Raw genomic sequence first — 14,679 nt, 5'->3', positions numbered from 1 at the left:
CGCTGTGGCGTTGGTGCCGATACCGAATGTGGTCGGGGTGAGAGGATTCGAACCTCCGGCCTCTACGTCCCGAACGTAGCGCTCTACCTGGCTAAGCTACACCCCGATGGACCTGTCAGGTCAATCTTCCGGCGGCTGAAGTACCACCGTTCGCTGTGATCAGGAGCGTCGCTCCATCAAGCCAGCGGGCAATTGTAGCAAAGCCGCACTGTAGTCATTGACGGGCAACATGCGCGCCGCGTCCATGGCTCTCTGGGCTTCAATCATGGCGCTTTGACGCGCGGACTCCAGGGCGCCATTTTTCTCAATGATGGTCAAAATATCAGTAAGGTGGGTGAGGTCGCCCTCTTCGATCGCCTTGCGAAGCACCGCTTTTTCGGCGGTGCTCGCTGTGCGCAAGGCGCAGATGATGGGTAGCGTGACTTTGCCCTCGCGCAGATCGTCGCCAAGGTTTTTGCCCAACTGGTCTGCGCTGCCTTCGTAGTCCAGGACATCGTCAATAACCTGAAAAGCGGTGCCCAGTGCTTGTCCATAGGTGGCGCACAACGCCTCGACCCGGGCGTCCGAGCCTGCGAGGATGGGCGCGAGTCGCGCACTGGCTTCGAAGAGTTTGGCCGTTTTTGATCGAATGACGCGCAGGTAGGCAGCCTCGTCCAGGGAGGCGTCGCGCATGTTCACCAGCTGCAGCACCTCTCCCTCGGCAATCACGTTGGTGGCATCCGAGAGCACTTGCATCACGCGCATGTCGTTGACGTCCACCATCATCTGAAAGGCGCGTGAGTACAGGAAGTCACCCACCAGCACGCTGGGGGCGTTGCCGAAGCGTTCGTTGGCCGTTGCGCGGCCTCGCCGCAAGGTGGATTCGTCCACCACATCGTCGTGCAGCAAGGTGGCTGTGTGGATGAATTCCACGACCGCGGCCAACGTGTGGCGATGGGGGGTCTGACTGCTCAAGGCGCCGCTGATCAACAGCAACAGCGCGGGGCGCAGGCGCTTTCCACCCGCTGAAATGATGTACTGGGCGACCTCTCTGACCAGTGGTACTTCGGTTGTCAAACGTTCGCCAATCACCTGGTCGACCCGTTGCATGTCTCCCTGGATGATGTCCAGCGGGTTTTTCATGGAGATTTCAGAGTGGGTCAAGATATGAGCGAGCGGTGAGCTGGGTGCGGGATGGTGGTGGCAGGGATTATAGAAACCGAGGGGATCTGTTTTGCACCCATGAGGGCGCCATGATCGCCGTGGGTCCGTTCAGGTGGGAGGTGCTTGATTGAAAAAGCTGGTCATGCTAGAATATTGGGCTTGGTAGAATTTCGTCTTCCAGGATTCCATTCGTGGAAATTTTTCAAGAGGTTCATATGTACGCGGTCATAAAAACCGGTGGCAAACAGTATCGTGTTGCTGCTGGCGAAAAAATTAAAGTAGAACAGATTGCTGCGGATGTGGGTCAAGAGATCGTGTTTGACCAGGTTCTGGCTGTCGGCAACGGCAGTGAGATCAAGGTTGGCACTCCCTTGGTTTCCGGCGCAACGGTCACAGTCACGGTTCTGGCTCACGGCAGGCACGACAAGGTTCACATCTTCAAGATGCGCCGTCGCAAGCACTACCAGAAGCGCCAGGGTCACCGTCAGAATTTCACCGAACTGCAGATCTCGTCGATCGCAGCCTGAGGAGTAGGTCAGCATGGCACAGAAAAAAGGCGGCGGCTCAACGCGAAACGGGCGCGATTCCAAGCCCAAGATGCTCGGCGTGAAAGCGTTTGGCGGGGAACTGGTCAGCGCCGGTTCCATCATCGTGCGTCAGCGCGGTACCAAGTTTCACCCCGGTGTGAACGTGGGCGTGGGCAAAGACCACACCCTGTTTGCCACGGCCGACGGTCATGTCAACTTCGCCATCAAGGGCGAGTTGAACCGTCACGTGGTGAGCATCACGCCCGTCTGAGGCGGGGTGTCCTGGTGCTGCCGGATTGATTCCAGGCGGTGCTCCAGGCGCAGGTGATGTCCTGATTGCAAAAGGCCCGCCCATGCGGGCCTTTTGTGTTTGTTTATCGCAGGAATACAGATCATGAAATTTGTGGACGAAGCCACGATCGAAGTCGCCGCCGGTGATGGCGGCAACGGCTGCGCGTCGTTCCGGCATGAGAAGTACAAAGAATTTGGCGGTCCCGACGGCGGCGACGGCGGCCGCGGCGGCCACCTGCTGGCCGTGGCTGATGCCAGTCTCAACACCCTGGTCGATTTCCGCTACACGCGACGCTTTGAAGCTGGACGGGGCGAACATGGCAAGGGTTCGGACATGTTTGGCGTCAAGGGCGACGACATCGTGCTCAAGATGCCGGTGGGCACCATCATTGCCGACGCCGAAACCGGCGAGGTGTTGCACGAGTTGCTGGTGCCGGGAGAGGTGATCACGATTGCCAAAGGTGGCGATGGTGGTTTCGGCAACATGCACTACAAAAGCTCGACCAACCGCTCGCCGCGCCAGAAGACGCCGGGCTGGCCCGGTGAACGCAAGGTGCTGAAACTGGAGCTCAAGGTGCTGGCCGATGTGGGGCTGCTGGGCATGCCCAACGCCGGCAAGTCAACCTTGATCGCGGCGATCTCGAACGCGCGCCCCAAGATCGCCGACTACCCGTTCACCACGCTCTATCCCAATCTGGGGGTGGTGCGGGTGGCGCCGGAGAAGAGTTTTGTGGTTGCCGACGTGCCCGGTCTGATCGAAGGCGCGTCCGAGGGCGCAGGCCTCGGTCACCAGTTCCTGCGCCATTTGCAGCGCACGCGTTTGCTGCTGCACATTCTCGATGTGGCACCGTTTGACGCCGGCGTCGATCCGGTGGTGCAGGCCAAGGCCATCGTCGCCGAGCTGAAGAAGTTCGATCCCAAACTGCATGCCAAGCCGCGCTGGCTGGTGCTCAACAAGCTCGACATGGTGCCCATGGACCAGCGCGAAGCCCTGGTCAAGGACATCGTCAAGCGTCTCAAGTACAAAGGCCCGGTGTTCGAAATTTCCGCGTTGACGCGTGAGGGATGCGAGCGCCTGATTCAGGGTGTCTATGAGTACCTGGCCAAGGAATTCCAGTCGCACCAGGCGCCGGTGGACGTGGATCCCCGATTTGTTGAAGATCCCCGCGGTCTTTGAGACCGCGCCTCCGCCACCGCAATGGATGAAGCGAGCCCATGGCAGCAGTTGAAACCCGTTTGAACCCCAGTCTCGATCAGTCCGGGGTTTTCAAGTCCGCCCGGCGCATCGTCGTCAAGGTGGGCTCCAGCCTGGTCACCAACGAAGGCCGGGGCCTGGACGAAGAGGCTATTGGCCAATGGAGCGAGCAGCTCGCCGCGTTGGTGCAGCAAGGCCTTGAGCTGATCATGGTCAGCAGCGGCGCTGTTGCCGAAGGCATGAAACGCCTGGGCTGGAGCGAGCGTCCGAAGGAGATCAACGAATTGCAGGCGGCAGCCGCCGTGGGCCAGATGGGCCTGGTGCAGATGTACGAGAGCAAGCTCAGCGCCTGCGGCGTGGGCAGTGCCCAGGTGCTTTTGACGCACGCCGATCTGGCCGACCGTGAGCGTTACCTCAACGCCCGCTCAACCTTGCTGACCCTGCTGCAACTCGGTGTGGTGCCGGTGATCAATGAAAACGACACCGTCGTCAACGACGAAATCAAGTTCGGCGACAACGACACCCTGGGAGCGCTGGTCGCCAATCTGGTCGAGGCCGATGTGCTGGTGATCCTCACCGACCAGAAGGGGCTCTACACGGCCGATCCTCGGCGCGACCCAAGCGCGCGGTTCGTCGATCTGGCGCGGGCTGGTGACCCCGAGCTCGAAACCATGGCCGGCGGTGCAGGTTCCGGCATCGGCAAAGGCGGCATGATCACCAAGATCCTGGCCGCCAAGCGCGCGGCCGGATCGGGCGCTTCCACGGTCATTGCCTGGGGGCGTGAACCGCAGGTGCTGCTGCGCCTGTGCGCCGGAGAAGCCATCGGCACCTGTCTGGTGGCGGGAACACCCAAGAACCAGGCGCGCAAGCGCTGGATGGCCGACCACTTGCAGCTGCGCGGCTCGGTGCGGGTCGACGATGGCGCTGTGCAAAAGATCCTGGGTGAAGGCAAGAGTCTGCTGCCGATCGGCATGACGGCCGTCGAGGGCGAATTCTCCCGCGGTGATGTGATCGCGGTGCGCGACGGTGCGGGCCAGGAGATCGCGCGCGGCCTTGCCAACTATGCGAGCTCGGAAGCGCGCCTGTTGTGCCGCAAGTCTTCAAATGACTTTGAGCGTTTGCTGGGGTACGTGGCGGAATCCGAGATGATCCATCGCGACAACCTGGTCCTGTCACGCGGCTGACCCAGCGCGACGCTGCTGCGTTTCACAGCGGTCGTGGCATGTCGACGTTGTTCGAATCGCCAGCGCGCAGATCGCCCTGCGGATCGGGGTCGAAGCTCGCGCCCGGGGGCAACTCCATGCACGGTGGCGCTCCGCTTGAATACGCCGCATGGGGGCCATCATCCAAGCCCCGTTGGCGTCCGGCACCCCGCAGGTAGCGGTTGCGGTGCTCGTTCCTGGGCAGGTAGCGCGCGAGTTCGGTCAGCGCCATTTCGTAGACGCCACGCTTGAACTCCACCACCACGTCCAGCGGCACCCAGTAGTCGTGCCAGCGCCAGGCGTCGAACTCGGGGTGGCTGGTGGCTCGCAGGTTGAGGTGCCAGTCCTGTGCGACCAGACGCAACAGGTACCAGATCTGTTTCTGACCTTTGTAATGACCGCGCGCATCGCGACGGATGAATCGGTCTGGCACCTCGTAGCGCAACCAGTCCCGCGTGCGGGCGACGATGCTCACGTGCTCGGGCATGAGGCCCACTTCTTCGTGCAGCTCGCGGTACATCGCCTGTTCGGGCGTTTCGCCCCGGTCGATGCCACCTTGCGGAAACTGCCAGGAGTGGGAGCGAATCCTCTTGCCCCAGAACACCTGGTTTCTCTGGTTGAGCAGAATGATGCCGACATTGGGCCTGAAGCCTTCTCTGTCAAGCATAATCAACCCCAAATTTTTTGAACTGTCTGGATTATGCATCGCCCCTTGCGGCTTGCGAAGTGATTGCCCACCCGTTGCATCGCAATGAGGGGTAAATCCCGATGCCCGACGGGCATCGCCGACGCTGATCCGGCCCCACCGATTCCGTTTGAACGACCCACACTGCCCCACGGCAGCCGTACCCATGAAAGCCTCCCAGTTCTTTATTTCCACCCTCAAGGAAGCCCCGGCCGATGCGGAGGTGGTCAGCCACCAGCTCATGACCCGCGCCGGCATGATCAAAAAACTGGGCGCAGGCATCTACAGCTACATGCCCATGGGCTTGCGGGTGATCCAGAAGGTGGAAGCCATCGTGCGCGAAGAGATGAACCGTGCTGGAGCGGTCGAGCTGACCATGCCGGTGGTGCAGCCGGCCGAGCTCTGGCAGGAAACCGGGCGCTTTGACAAGATGGGGCCCGAGCTGCTGCGCATCAAGGACCGCCACGGCCGGGACTACGTGGTGCAGCCCACCAGTGAAGAGGTGGTGACCGATATCGCTCGACAGGAGCTGCGCAGCTACAAACAGTTGCCGAAAAATTTCTACCAGATCCAGACCAAGTTCCGCGACGAGCGCCGGCCGCGTTTTGGCTTGATGCGCGGTCGCGAGTTCATCATGAAGGACGCTTACAGCTTTGATCGCGACGAAGCCGCCGCCAAGGCGAGCTACCAGGTCATGGCCGCGGCCTACCGCCGCATCTTCGACCGTTTTGGCTTGCGCTACCGCGCGGTGGCGGCCGACAGCGGTGCCATTGGCGGCGACCTGAGCGAAGAGTTCCAGGTGATCGCCGCCACGGGCGAAGACGCCATCGTCTATTGCCCCACCAGCGATTACGCGGCCAACATGGAGAAAGCCGAAGCGCTGGCGCCTGCCGGGCCACGCGCGACCGCGGCCAATCCGATGGTCAAGACGCCGACGCCGGGCAAGAGCACCTGCGCCGACGTGGCCGAGTTGCTGGGTGTGCCGCTGGCCACGACTGTCAAGTCGCTGGTGCTGGCGACCGACACGCTCAACGAGGCCGGTGAGATCGTGAAGAGCCAGGTCTGGCTGCTGCTGCTGCGCGGCGACCACGACATGAACGAGGTCAAGGTCGGCAAGGTGCCGGGCCTGGACGCCGGGTTCCGATTCGCCACCATCCCCGAGATCGAGTCGCATTTTGGCTGCCAGCCCGGCTACCTTGGGCCCATTGGCCTGAAGCTGCCCGTGAAGCTGGTGGTGGACCGCGAGGTGGCGGTGTTGGCCGACTGGATCTGTGGTGCCAATCAACCCGACTTCCACATGACCGGTGTGAACTGGGGCCGCGACCTGTCCGAACCCGAACTGGTGGCCGACCTGCGCAATGTGGTGGAGGGCGATGCCTCGCCGGATGGCCAGGGCGCCCTGGCCATTGAGCGCGGTATCGAAGTGGGCCACGTTTTCTATCTTGGCACCAAGTACAGCAAGGGGATGGGCGCCACGTTCCTTGGGGAAGACGGCAAGCCCGCGCATTTCGAGATGGGTTGCTACGGCATCGGCATCACGCGCCTGCCGGCGGCGGCCATCGAGCAGAACCACGACGAACGCGGCATCATCTGGCCCGATGCGATCGCCCCGTTCACTGTGGTGATCTGTCCCATCGGCATGGACCGCAGCCCCGACGTGAAAGCCGCTGCCGAGCAGTTGCACGAGCAACTGGTGGCCGCGGGCGTGGATGTGTTGCTGGATGATCGAGGCGAACGCCCGGGCGCGATGTTTGCCGACTGGGAGTTGATCGGTGTGCCACACCGAGTGACCATCGGCGACCGTGGCATCAAGGAAGGCCAGATCGAGTACCAGCACCGCCGCGATGCGGCTGCCACCAAGGTGGCCGTGGCCGAGGTGCTCGACTTCTTGAAGGGCCGGATCGCTGCATGAAGGCTGGGGTCGGTCCTGTGGCACCGTTCGACACCGATCCGCTGCGGCGTCGCGACTGGCTGGTCGGCGCCGGGGCGCTGGGCTTGGGTGGTCTCGGTCTGCTGGCCGCACCCGGCAGTGCCTGGGCCGGCCGCCAGGTCGAGGAGCCCCTGGCCGACTCGGTGCGTTCCGTGCTCAGCGCGGCCATCGCCAACAGCGCACCACCGGTGCCGGATTTCAGCGATACCGAAAAGCGGCTGTCGCACCTGCGCTGGCTCGGTGCCATGAGTGACCGGCTCAAGAAGAAAAAACCGGATTTCCAGACCCGCATCGAGTTTCTGCAGACGGTCTGGTATGAAACGCGCCGCGCCGGGCTGGACACCACCATGGTGCTGGGGCTGATCCAGGTCGAGAGTGCGTTCCGCAAATTCGCCATTTCGCGCGTGGGCGCGCGGGGCTACATGCAGATCATGCCGTTCTGGTCGCGCCTGATTGGCGACGGTGATCCGTCCCGGCTGTTCAACATGCAGACCAACCTGCGTTTTGGCTGCGTGATCCTGCGCCATTACCTGGACCGTGAGCGCGGCGACACCTACCTGGCGCTGGGCCGCTACAACGGCAGCCGCGGCCGGCCGGAGTACCCGAACGCGGTCTATGCCGCCGCCCGCAACTGGATCCACCCGGACGCCTGAGTCCGGGCCTTCGTGTGGCCTGGTTCGCTGTTGGCGCCTACTGCAGAAACCCGATCCGCGACTTGCCCGCGCCCGCCTTCGGCAGGTCGTCTGCCGCCACGCTGTAGCGGTTGTCCAGTCGGGCATTGCCAAAGGCGGTGACGAGGGCGCGGCGCATCTCGCGGGGCGCCAGGCAGGCCAACTGGTCCAGCACATCGTCTGACGGTTCCGGATCGAAGCGCAGGCCCCAGTCGTGTTCGCCCAGGATGCTGCGGTACAGGTGGGCTGCGATCTTGCGCGCCGCTTTGGGGGAGGGCGCTTCGATTTCGAACACGTTCATGCGGTTGAGGATGGGCTCCGGAATCGCGCGCTCGTCGTTGGCGGTGGTGATCCAGATCACCTGGCTGGCGTCGATCGGCACTTCGGCGAACTCGTCCACGAAGTTCTGCGCCGTGTCGTGCTCCAGCAGGCTGTAGAGCGCGCCCAATGGGTCGTACTGCGCGTCGGCGCTGGCCTTGTCGATCTCGTCGACCACGATCACCGGGTTGGCGTACTGGCCGTCCACCAGGGCCTCGAACACCTTGCCGGGTTTGGCGCCCTTCCACTGCGACGAGGACCCCGACAGCAGCCAGCCGGCCGTCATCGAGCTCATCGGGACCAGGCTCATGCTGGTGCCCAGCAGGTCGGCGATCTGTTTGGCGAAATGCGTCTTGCCCACGCCGGGTGGCCCGAGCAGCAGGATCGGGGTCACCTCCAGGCTGTCGCGGCTGTCCTGGCTGAGGGCCACGTGGCGCTTCACGTCGTCCAGCACCTCACCAAAATTGGGCAGCAGGTCGTACAGCGGTGCCATGTCGGGCACGCCCGAAGGTTTGACGGCGAAGCGCTGGGGGCCGCGTTCGAGCATGCGTTGCCAGGTGTTGCGCAGGCCCTCGTATTCGCGTTCGTTGCCGCTGGCCTGCAGGTGGGCTAGCTTGCGCTCGACCTCGTCGGCGCTGAACACGCTGCGCATCCGGGCGATGGGCAGTCCGAGGGAGGGTGAAGCGACCAGGCTGCGTGAGCTCATGCGGTTCTCCTGTGGGGTTCGGCGACACTTTCATTCAAGCACAAGACATGCCAGAGCTCAATGCAGGAAAAGCCGGAATAAACACCGCTTTACGACGTTTCGGGTGTCAGCGTGCCAAAAGGCGCAGGCCAGAAAGCAGAAAGCCACCCGGAGGTGGCTGGGCAGGGCGGCGAAGGGGCTTCAGGCCTGGCCGTTGATGACCTGCTGCAGTTCGCCCGACTCGTACATCTCCATCATGATGTCCGAACCGCCGATGAACTCGCCCTTGACGTAGAGCTGCGGAATGGTGGGCCAGCTGCTGTAGGTCTTGATGCCCTGGCGGATCCCTTCGTCTTCCAGCACGTTGACGGTCTTCACCGTCTTGGTGTCGACGCCGCAGGCTTTCAGGATCTGGATGGCTCGGCCGGAGAAGCCGCACATGGGGAAACTGGCATTGCCCTTCATGAAGAGCACGATGTCGTTGGATTTGACCAACTGGTCGATTTGGGTCTGGGCGTCGCTCATGGCAAATAACTCCTGATCTGGGCGGGCCGGACGCGGCCCGAAAACAGCCCGAATTATCGCTGTTGCGGCCAGATCCCGCCGCTGCACCGTTCAATGCCCGCGAGGTCGCAGCGGCTGGCGACTTGCCCGAACCCCTGCTGCACCAGCAGGGCGCGCACGGCGGCGGCCTGATCGTGCCCATGCTCCAGCAGCAGCCAGCCGCCCGCGGCCAGTGCGGTGGGCGCGCTGGCGATCAGCGCACGGATGTCGTCCAGCCCGTCGCGACCCGAGGTGAGTGCGCTGAGGGGTTCGTGGCCGAGGGCGACGAGGTGCGGGTCGCCTTCGGCAATGTAGGGCGGGTTGCTGGCGATCACGTCAAAGCGCTCCCCGGGCACGGCCTGCAGCCAGGAACCCGCATGGAAGTCCACCGCCAGACCCAGGCGCTCTGCGTTGGAGCGCGCCACGGTCAGGGCGTCGGCGCTGGCATCGGTGGCGGAAACCGCCACATCGGGCCGCTGCGATTTCACCGCCAGGGCGATGGCGCCGCTGCCGGTGCCGAGGTCCAGAAAGTGGGGGTGGGCGGGCGATGACGGCAGCACGTCCAGTACCCAATGCACCAGGGTTTCGGTGTCGGGCCGGGGCACGAGCACGCGTGGGTCCACCTGCAGGTTGAGGCCGTAGAACGCCTTGGCACCCGCCAGGTAGGCGACCGGCTCGCCGGCCAGGCGGCGGCGCACCAGTTCGGCGTAGCGGACTGCGGCGTCGGCGGGCATGGGGTCGGTGTCGTGCGCCAGCAGCCAGGCGCGGTGATTCAGGTCGCGGCCCAGCGCCAGCAGCAGCAGCATCTGGGCGTCCAGCCGGTCCAGGCCCTGTTGCTGGGCTTGCGTCAGAGCTTCGCGGAGGTTCTGCTCGGTGCTCACAGGCTGTTCCGCTGTTCGAGCTCGGCCAGCAGCTCGGTGCCGCGTGCCACCTGCAGGGCGTGGATCACGTCGCCCAGGTCGCCCTCCATCACCTGCAGCAGCTTGTAGAGCGTGAGGTTGATGCGGTGGTCGGTCAGGCGGCCCTGCGGGAAGTTGTAGGTGCGGATGCGGTCGCTGCGGTCGCCGCTGCCGATCAGGCCCTTGCGGGTGGCGGCTTCCTTGGCGGCGCGTTCGCTGCGGTCCTTTTCCTGCAGGCGCGCGGTCAGCACCTGCAGCGCCTTGGCCTTGTTGCTGTGCTGGCTGCGGCCGTCCTGGCATTCGGCGGTGATGCCGGTGGGCAGGTGGGTCACGCGCACGGCCGAATCGGTCTTGTTGATGTGCTGACCGCCGGCACCGCTGGCGCGGTAGGTGTCGATGCGCAGCTCGCTCGGGTTGAGCTTGATGGCCTCGGTCTCGTCGGGTTCGGGCATCACGGCCACGGTGGCGGCGCTGGTGTGGATGCGCCCCTGCGTTTCAGTAACCGGCACGCGCTGCACGCGGTGGCCGCCCGATTCGAAGCGCAACTTGCCGTAGGCGCCGTGGCCCACGATGCGCAGCACCACTTCTTTGTAGCCGCCGAGTTCGCTGGGCGACTCGCTCATCACCTCGACCGTCCAGCGCTGGGCTTCGGCGTAGCGGGTGTACAGGCGCGCCAAGTCGCCGGCGAACAGGGCCGACTCGTCGCCGCCGGTGCCGGCGCGGATTTCCATGAAGGCGTTGCGCTCGTCGTCCGGGTCTTTGGGCAGCAGCAGTTGCTGCAGTTCGGCGTCGAGCGTTTCCAGATCGGCACGGGCGCTCTGGATTTCTTCTTCGGCCATCTCGGCCATGTCCGGGTCTTGCAGCAGCTCGGTGGCCGAGGCTTGATCGGCTTCGCGTTGCAGGTAGCGGTTGAACACTTCAACCACGGCGCCCACCTCGGCGTGTTCCCGGCTGAGCGCGCGAAAGCGGTCCATGCTGTCGACCACGTCGGGCGCGGCCAGCAGGGCGTCCAGCTCGTGGAGCCGGGCGCGTTGGCGCATCAGGGTGTCACGGACGAAGGGTTTCATGGAGCGGGGAAAAAAGGTTCGTGGGTGCCGCTCAAGTGGCGAGGGGCTGACCCGCTGGGGCGGCCAGCGCGCGGCGGCAGGCCGGGGCGCTAGGAATTGCGCGGTGGCTTGACGGGGTCGTCGCGCAGGAAGAGGCGGGAGACGGTCTGCGCGGTGGCGGCGCGCGTGTCGGCATCGCCCGCGCGCAGTTCGGCCAGCGTGCCGTGCAGCATCTTTTGCGTGAGGCCGCGCGACATCGCTTCCAGCACCGCGTCGACCGGTTCGCCCCGGGCCAGCAGCTTTTTGGCGCGCGCCATTTCGGCACTGCGCCAGGCGTCGGCCTGGGCGTGGATCTGCTGGATCAGCGGCACCATGCCGTTGGCCGGGTTGCGCTGCTCCATCCAGTGCATGAAGCTGAGCACGCCCGCGTCGATGATGGCCTCGGCCTGCGCCACGGCGGCCTGGCGGTTGTCCTTGCCGGTCTGCACCACGGTGGCGAGGTCGTCCACCGTGTAGAGGTAGACGTCGCTCAGGCCTTTGACCTCAATTTCGATGTCGCGGGGCACAGCCAGATCGACCATGAACATGGGGCGGTGCTTGCGCTTCTTGAGCGCGCGTTCGACGGCGCCGAGTCCGATGATGGGCAGGGTGCTGGCGGTGCAGCTGACCACGGCGTCGAACTCGTGCAGGCGGTCGGGAATGTCGGCCAGACGCATCACCTCGGCGCCGAAGCGGCCGGCGAGCTTTTCACCGCGCTCCAGCGAGCGGTTGGCGATTGCCATGGCCTTGGGTGTCTTGGCTGCGAAGTGCGTGGCGGCGAGTTCGATCATCTCGCCGGCGCCGACAAACAGCACCTTGATGTCTTTCAGGTCTTCGAACAGCTGGCTCGCGAGTCGCACCGCAGCGGCGGTCATGCTGATGGAGTGCGCGCCGATCTCGGTCGAAGTGCGCACCTGCTTGGCCACCGCGAACGAGCGCTGGAACAGCTGGTGCAGCGTGGTGCCCAGGGCGCCAGCCTCGTCGGCGGCGCGCACCGCGTCCTTCATCTGCCCCAGGATCTGGGCCTCGCCCAGCACCATGCTGTCCAGGCCGCTGGCGACGCGGAAGGCGTGGCGCGCGGCCTGGTCTTCGCGCAGCACATAGGCGTGATCACGCAGCACCTGGGTGCTCACGCCGCCGGTGTGGGCGAGCCACTCCAGCGTGGGCTCCACGGCGGCCTGATCGCCCGCGCCATAGAGCTCGGTGCGGTTGCAGGTGGAGAGCAGCGTGGCCTCGGGCTGGCGCGCCAGACTCTGGCGGTAGCCGTTCAGCGTGGGCTGGATCTGGTCGAGCGCGAAGGCAAACCGGCCTCGCAAATCGAGCGGAGCGGTGTGGTGGTTGATGCCGAGGGCCCAGACAGACATGGCCCGATTATAAAATTGCCGGCTCTTTGACGTTTCGGCATGCCCAACATGACATTTTTCGCCCTGCTTGGGCACCTGGCCAACTTCGTCGCGCCGGCTCTGGTGATGGCCGCCCTGCTGTGGCTCGGGCCGCGCATCGGTCGCGGCAAACGCGCGGTGCGCTGGCGGCCGGCGGTCGAGGTGGGTGTGCTGGCGGGGGCGGGTGTGCTCGTGCTGCTGGGGGGGCTGATCCTGTTTGGCCGCGACGGCAAGATGTTCACCTACGCCGCGCTGGTGCTGGCCCAGGGCACGCTGGCCTGGTGGATGCGGGCCAGGTAGCTGAAACACCCCCGCCGCGCTTCAGGCGGGCGGGAAGACATCCACCCGGTCGGTGATCAGGCCGTCGATGCCCAGCGCCAGCAGCCGCTGCACCGAGGTTGTTTCGTTGACCGTGTAGGCCAGGGTGCGCAAACCCGCCTGGTGCACCTGGGCCACGTTGCCGGCCTCCCACAGGTCCTGATCGCAGATCACCGCCTGGCATTCGAGCTCGATGGCGGTTTCCAGCCAGCCCGACCACAAGGTTTCCAGCAGCAGGCCACGCGGCAGTTCGGGCTGGGTCTCGCGCGCACCCTGCAATGCTTCGGGTTCAAACGAGGTGAGCAGGGGGGGAACTGCCCCGGGGCGCTGCGCCCACAGGCGGGCGGCCTCTAGTGCGACCACCCGGCCGGTCTCCCGCGCCAGACCTGTCGTGGGCTTGATCTCGATGTTGAGCAGCCCACCATTGGCCAGGCAGAAACGCGCCACCGATTCGAGCGTTGCCAGCGGCTCGCCCGCATAGGCTGGCGAGTGCCAACCGCCGGCGTCAAGCCGGCTCAGCGCCACCCAGGCCTGGTCGCCGCCCAGGCCCTGGCCATTGGTGGTGCGGTCCAGCGTGTCGTCGTGCAGCAGGAACACCACGCCGTCGGCGCTGAGCTTGGCGTCGCATTCGGCCATGCGGTAGCCGTGGGAGGCGCCGAGGCGAAAGGCGGCGAGGGTGTTTTCGGGGGCCAGCTTGCCGGCGCCGCGGTGGGCGATCCAGCGCGGGTAGGGCCAGGGCGACCTTGCTGCCGGGCGGCACTCGTCGGGGGACGGGGTGTGGGGCGTCGTCATGCCCCGGATTGTCGCTGGCCGGTCTGTGCGTCGAACCAGTGCATGCGGTCTTCGCGCGGCCGGGCATGGATGGTGCTGCCGATGGCCGGCGCACCCTGGTCTTCGTGGGTGCGGATGATGAGCATTTCGTCGCCCAGGCGTGCGTGCACCAGGCGTTCGGCCCCCAGCAGCTCCACCGTTTCCACTTGAAGCGCCCAGCCGCTGTCACCGATGTCGATGTGTTCGGGGCGGATACCGAGCAGGCTGCCCGGGCGCCCGCCCGGCGCGTGCTGGAGCAGGTTCATGGGCGGCGACCCGATGAAGCTGGCCACGAAGGTGGTCGCCGGGCGGGTGTAGACCTCTTCGGGGGTGCCAAACTGTTCCATCCTGCCGGCGTTCATCACGATCATGCGCTGCGCCAGCGTCATGGCTTCGACCTGGTCGTGGGTCACGAACAGCGAGGTGATGCCGAGTTCGCGGTGCAGTTTCTGGATCTCCAGCCGGGTCTGGGCGCGCAGTTTGGCGTCGAGGTTGGACAGCGGTTCGTCGAACAGGAAGACCTGGGGCTGGCGCACGATGGCGCGGCCCATGGCCACGCGCTGGCGTTGACCACCCGAGAGTTCGCGCGGCTTGCGCGCCAGCAGGTGACCGAGTTCGAGGATGCCGGCGGCCTTGTCCACACGCTGCTTGATCTCGGCAATCGGCACCTTCTTGATCTTCAGGCCATAGGCCATGTTGTCGAACACGGTCATGTGCGGGTAGAGCGCGTAGTTCTGGAACACCATGGCGATGTCGCGCTCGGCCGGCTCCAGCGTGTTGACCACACGTTCGCCAATGCAGATGTCGCCGCCACTGATGTCTTCCAGGCCGGCCACCATGCGCAGCAGCGTGGATTTGCCGCAGCCCGATGGGCCGACGATGACGATGAACTCGCGGTCGGCGATCTCGGCGTTCACACCGTGGATCACTTGCAGCTCGGTCTTGCCGGTGCGGTAGCGCTTGATCACGTTGCGCAGGGAAATGGATGCCATGGA

Annotated in this window: 16 protein-coding genes and 1 tRNA gene; 7 read left to right on the top strand and 10 right to left on the bottom strand. The window is 65.0% G+C overall.

The annotated features are described in order from the left end of the window. Nucleotides 1-29: 29 nt before the first annotated feature. Both F3K02_RS02190 and F3K02_RS02185 read right to left on the bottom strand, forming a co-directional pair. Nucleotides 30-106 (bottom strand) — tRNA-Pro (locus tag F3K02_RS02190). A 53-nt stretch (nt 107-159) separates the two neighbouring features. After that, complete coding sequence (locus F3K02_RS02185; protein ID WP_177132871.1) at nt 160-1,122, bottom strand: polyprenyl synthetase family protein; 963 nt, start codon at nt 1,120-1,122, stop codon at nt 160-162. 236 nt (nt 1,123-1,358) lie between these two features. Here F3K02_RS02185 and rplU point away from each other — a divergent pair, with 236 nt between their 5' ends. The 4 genes from rplU to proB all read left to right on the top strand — a co-directional run bounded on the left by rplU (nt 1,359) and on the right by proB (nt 4,340). After that, nucleotides 1,359-1,670: a 50S ribosomal protein L21 gene (rplU, locus tag F3K02_RS02180; protein ID WP_177133160.1), complete on the top strand. Its 312-nt coding sequence runs from the start codon at nt 1,359-1,361 to the stop codon at nt 1,668-1,670. A 13-nt stretch (nt 1,671-1,683) separates the two neighbouring features. Beyond that, the gene (gene rpmA / locus F3K02_RS02175) at nt 1,684-1,941 is read left to right on the top strand and encodes a 50S ribosomal protein L27 (protein ID WP_177132869.1); all 258 of its coding nucleotides are present in this window, start codon (nt 1,684-1,686) and stop codon (nt 1,939-1,941) included. A gap of 123 nt (nt 1,942-2,064) precedes the next feature. Then, nucleotides 2,065-3,138: an Obg family GTPase CgtA gene (gene cgtA / locus F3K02_RS02170; protein ID WP_177132868.1), complete on the top strand. Its 1,074-nt coding sequence runs from the start codon at nt 2,065-2,067 to the stop codon at nt 3,136-3,138. Between the two features lie 38 nt (nt 3,139-3,176). Then, a complete protein-coding gene (proB, locus tag F3K02_RS02165; RefSeq protein ID WP_177132866.1) occupies nt 3,177-4,340 on the top strand; it encodes a glutamate 5-kinase in 1,164 nt (387 codons plus the stop codon). Nucleotides 4,341-4,362: 22 nt separating this feature from the next. Here the strand turns inward: proB and F3K02_RS02160 are convergent, their stop codons facing one another. Next, nucleotides 4,363-5,025 carry an RNA pyrophosphohydrolase gene (locus F3K02_RS02160; protein ID WP_177132864.1) on the bottom strand — a complete coding sequence of 221 codons (663 nt, stop codon included), beginning with the start codon at nt 5,023-5,025 and terminating at the stop codon, nt 4,363-4,365. 184 nt (nt 5,026-5,209) lie between these two features. On the opposite strand from F3K02_RS02160, the gene F3K02_RS02155 reads away from it, so the two are divergent. Then, nucleotides 5,210-6,955 carry a proline--tRNA ligase gene (locus F3K02_RS02155; protein ID WP_177132862.1) on the top strand — a complete coding sequence of 582 codons (1,746 nt, stop codon included), beginning with the start codon at nt 5,210-5,212 and terminating at the stop codon, nt 6,953-6,955. After that, nucleotides 6,952-7,626, top strand: a complete 675-nt coding sequence (locus F3K02_RS02150) for a lytic transglycosylase domain-containing protein (RefSeq protein ID WP_177132860.1) — start codon at nt 6,952-6,954, stop codon at nt 7,624-7,626. Before F3K02_RS02155 ends, F3K02_RS02150 begins: the two co-directional genes overlap by 4 nt. A gap of 37 nt (nt 7,627-7,663) precedes the next feature. Here F3K02_RS02150 and F3K02_RS02145 read toward each other — a convergent pair whose 3' ends face one another. The 5 genes from F3K02_RS02145 to hemA all read right to left on the bottom strand — a co-directional run bounded on the left by F3K02_RS02145 (nt 7,664) and on the right by hemA (nt 12,538). Next, nucleotides 7,664-8,668 (bottom strand): AAA family ATPase, encoded by a 1,005-nt coding sequence (locus F3K02_RS02145; RefSeq protein ID WP_177132858.1) that lies wholly within the window; start codon nt 8,666-8,668, stop codon nt 7,664-7,666. A gap of 180 nt (nt 8,669-8,848) precedes the next feature. After that, the gene (gene grxD / locus F3K02_RS02140; protein ID WP_177132856.1) at nt 8,849-9,172 is read right to left on the bottom strand and encodes a Grx4 family monothiol glutaredoxin; all 324 of its coding nucleotides are present in this window, start codon (nt 9,170-9,172) and stop codon (nt 8,849-8,851) included. Between the two features lie 53 nt (nt 9,173-9,225). Next, on the bottom strand, nt 9,226-10,071 hold the full coding sequence (prmC, locus tag F3K02_RS02135) for a peptide chain release factor N(5)-glutamine methyltransferase (protein WP_177132854.1): 846 nt from the start codon (nt 10,069-10,071) through the stop codon (nt 9,226-9,228). Further along, nucleotides 10,068-11,156, bottom strand: a complete 1,089-nt coding sequence (gene prfA, locus F3K02_RS02130; RefSeq protein WP_177132852.1) for a peptide chain release factor 1 — start codon at nt 11,154-11,156, stop codon at nt 10,068-10,070. The genes prmC and prfA overlap by 4 nt, the downstream gene beginning before the upstream one ends. Before the next feature lie 89 nt (nt 11,157-11,245). Beyond that, nucleotides 11,246-12,538, bottom strand: coding sequence for a glutamyl-tRNA reductase (hemA, locus tag F3K02_RS02125; protein WP_177132850.1), 1,293 nt, complete (start codon nt 12,536-12,538; stop codon nt 11,246-11,248). Between the two features lie 48 nt (nt 12,539-12,586). Between hemA and F3K02_RS02120 the strand changes: the two genes are divergently transcribed. Further along, a complete protein-coding gene (locus F3K02_RS02120; RefSeq protein ID WP_177132848.1) occupies nt 12,587-12,856 on the top strand; it encodes a hypothetical protein in 270 nt (89 codons plus the stop codon). A gap of 21 nt (nt 12,857-12,877) precedes the next feature. On the opposite strand, the gene ugpQ is transcribed toward F3K02_RS02120, so the two are convergent. Together ugpQ and ugpC are read right to left on the bottom strand one after the other, a co-directional pair. Next, nucleotides 12,878-13,666 (bottom strand): glycerophosphodiester phosphodiesterase, encoded by a 789-nt coding sequence (gene ugpQ / locus F3K02_RS02115; protein ID WP_177132844.1) that lies wholly within the window; start codon nt 13,664-13,666, stop codon nt 12,878-12,880. After that, complete coding sequence (gene ugpC, locus F3K02_RS02110) at nt 13,663-14,676, bottom strand: sn-glycerol-3-phosphate ABC transporter ATP-binding protein UgpC (protein WP_177132842.1); 1,014 nt, start codon at nt 14,674-14,676, stop codon at nt 13,663-13,665. The genes ugpQ and ugpC overlap by 4 nt, the downstream gene beginning before the upstream one ends. Nucleotides 14,677-14,679 lie beyond the last annotated feature (3 nt).

Source organism: Hydrogenophaga aromaticivorans, assembly GCF_013387465.1.
Taxonomy (GTDB): Bacteria; Pseudomonadota; Gammaproteobacteria; order Burkholderiales; family Burkholderiaceae_C; genus Hydrogenophaga; species Hydrogenophaga aromaticivorans.
This window is presented reverse-complemented; position numbering and strand designations above follow the sequence as displayed.

Coding starts and splice junctions, on each gene's coding strand:
- F3K02_RS02185 (WP_177132871.1), bottom strand. CDS start 1,122: ATGAAAAACCCGCTGGACATCATCCAGGGAGACATGCAACGGGTCGAC.
- rplU (WP_177133160.1), top strand. CDS start 1,359: ATGTACGCGGTCATAAAAACCGGTGGCAAACAGTATCGTGTTGCTGCT.
- rpmA (WP_177132869.1), top strand. CDS start 1,684: ATGGCACAGAAAAAAGGCGGCGGCTCAACGCGAAACGGGCGCGATTCC.
- cgtA (WP_177132868.1), top strand. CDS start 2,065: ATGAAATTTGTGGACGAAGCCACGATCGAAGTCGCCGCCGGTGATGGC.
- proB (WP_177132866.1), top strand. CDS start 3,177: ATGGCAGCAGTTGAAACCCGTTTGAACCCCAGTCTCGATCAGTCCGGG.
- F3K02_RS02160 (WP_177132864.1), bottom strand. CDS start 5,025: ATGCTTGACAGAGAAGGCTTCAGGCCCAATGTCGGCATCATTCTGCTC.
- F3K02_RS02155 (WP_177132862.1), top strand. CDS start 5,210: ATGAAAGCCTCCCAGTTCTTTATTTCCACCCTCAAGGAAGCCCCGGCC.
- F3K02_RS02150 (WP_177132860.1), top strand. CDS start 6,952: ATGAAGGCTGGGGTCGGTCCTGTGGCACCGTTCGACACCGATCCGCTG.
- F3K02_RS02145 (WP_177132858.1), bottom strand. CDS start 8,668: ATGAGCTCACGCAGCCTGGTCGCTTCACCCTCCCTCGGACTGCCCATC.
- grxD (WP_177132856.1), bottom strand. CDS start 9,172: ATGAGCGACGCCCAGACCCAAATCGACCAGTTGGTCAAATCCAACGAC.
- prfA (WP_177132852.1), bottom strand. CDS start 11,156: ATGAAACCCTTCGTCCGTGACACCCTGATGCGCCAACGCGCCCGGCTC.
- hemA (WP_177132850.1), bottom strand. CDS start 12,538: ATGTCTGTCTGGGCCCTCGGCATCAACCACCACACCGCTCCGCTCGAT.
- F3K02_RS02120 (WP_177132848.1), top strand. CDS start 12,587: ATGACATTTTTCGCCCTGCTTGGGCACCTGGCCAACTTCGTCGCGCCG.
- ugpQ (WP_177132844.1), bottom strand. CDS start 13,666: ATGACGACGCCCCACACCCCGTCCCCCGACGAGTGCCGCCCGGCAGCA.
- ugpC (WP_177132842.1), bottom strand. CDS start 14,676: ATGGCATCCATTTCCCTGCGCAACGTGATCAAGCGCTACCGCACCGGC.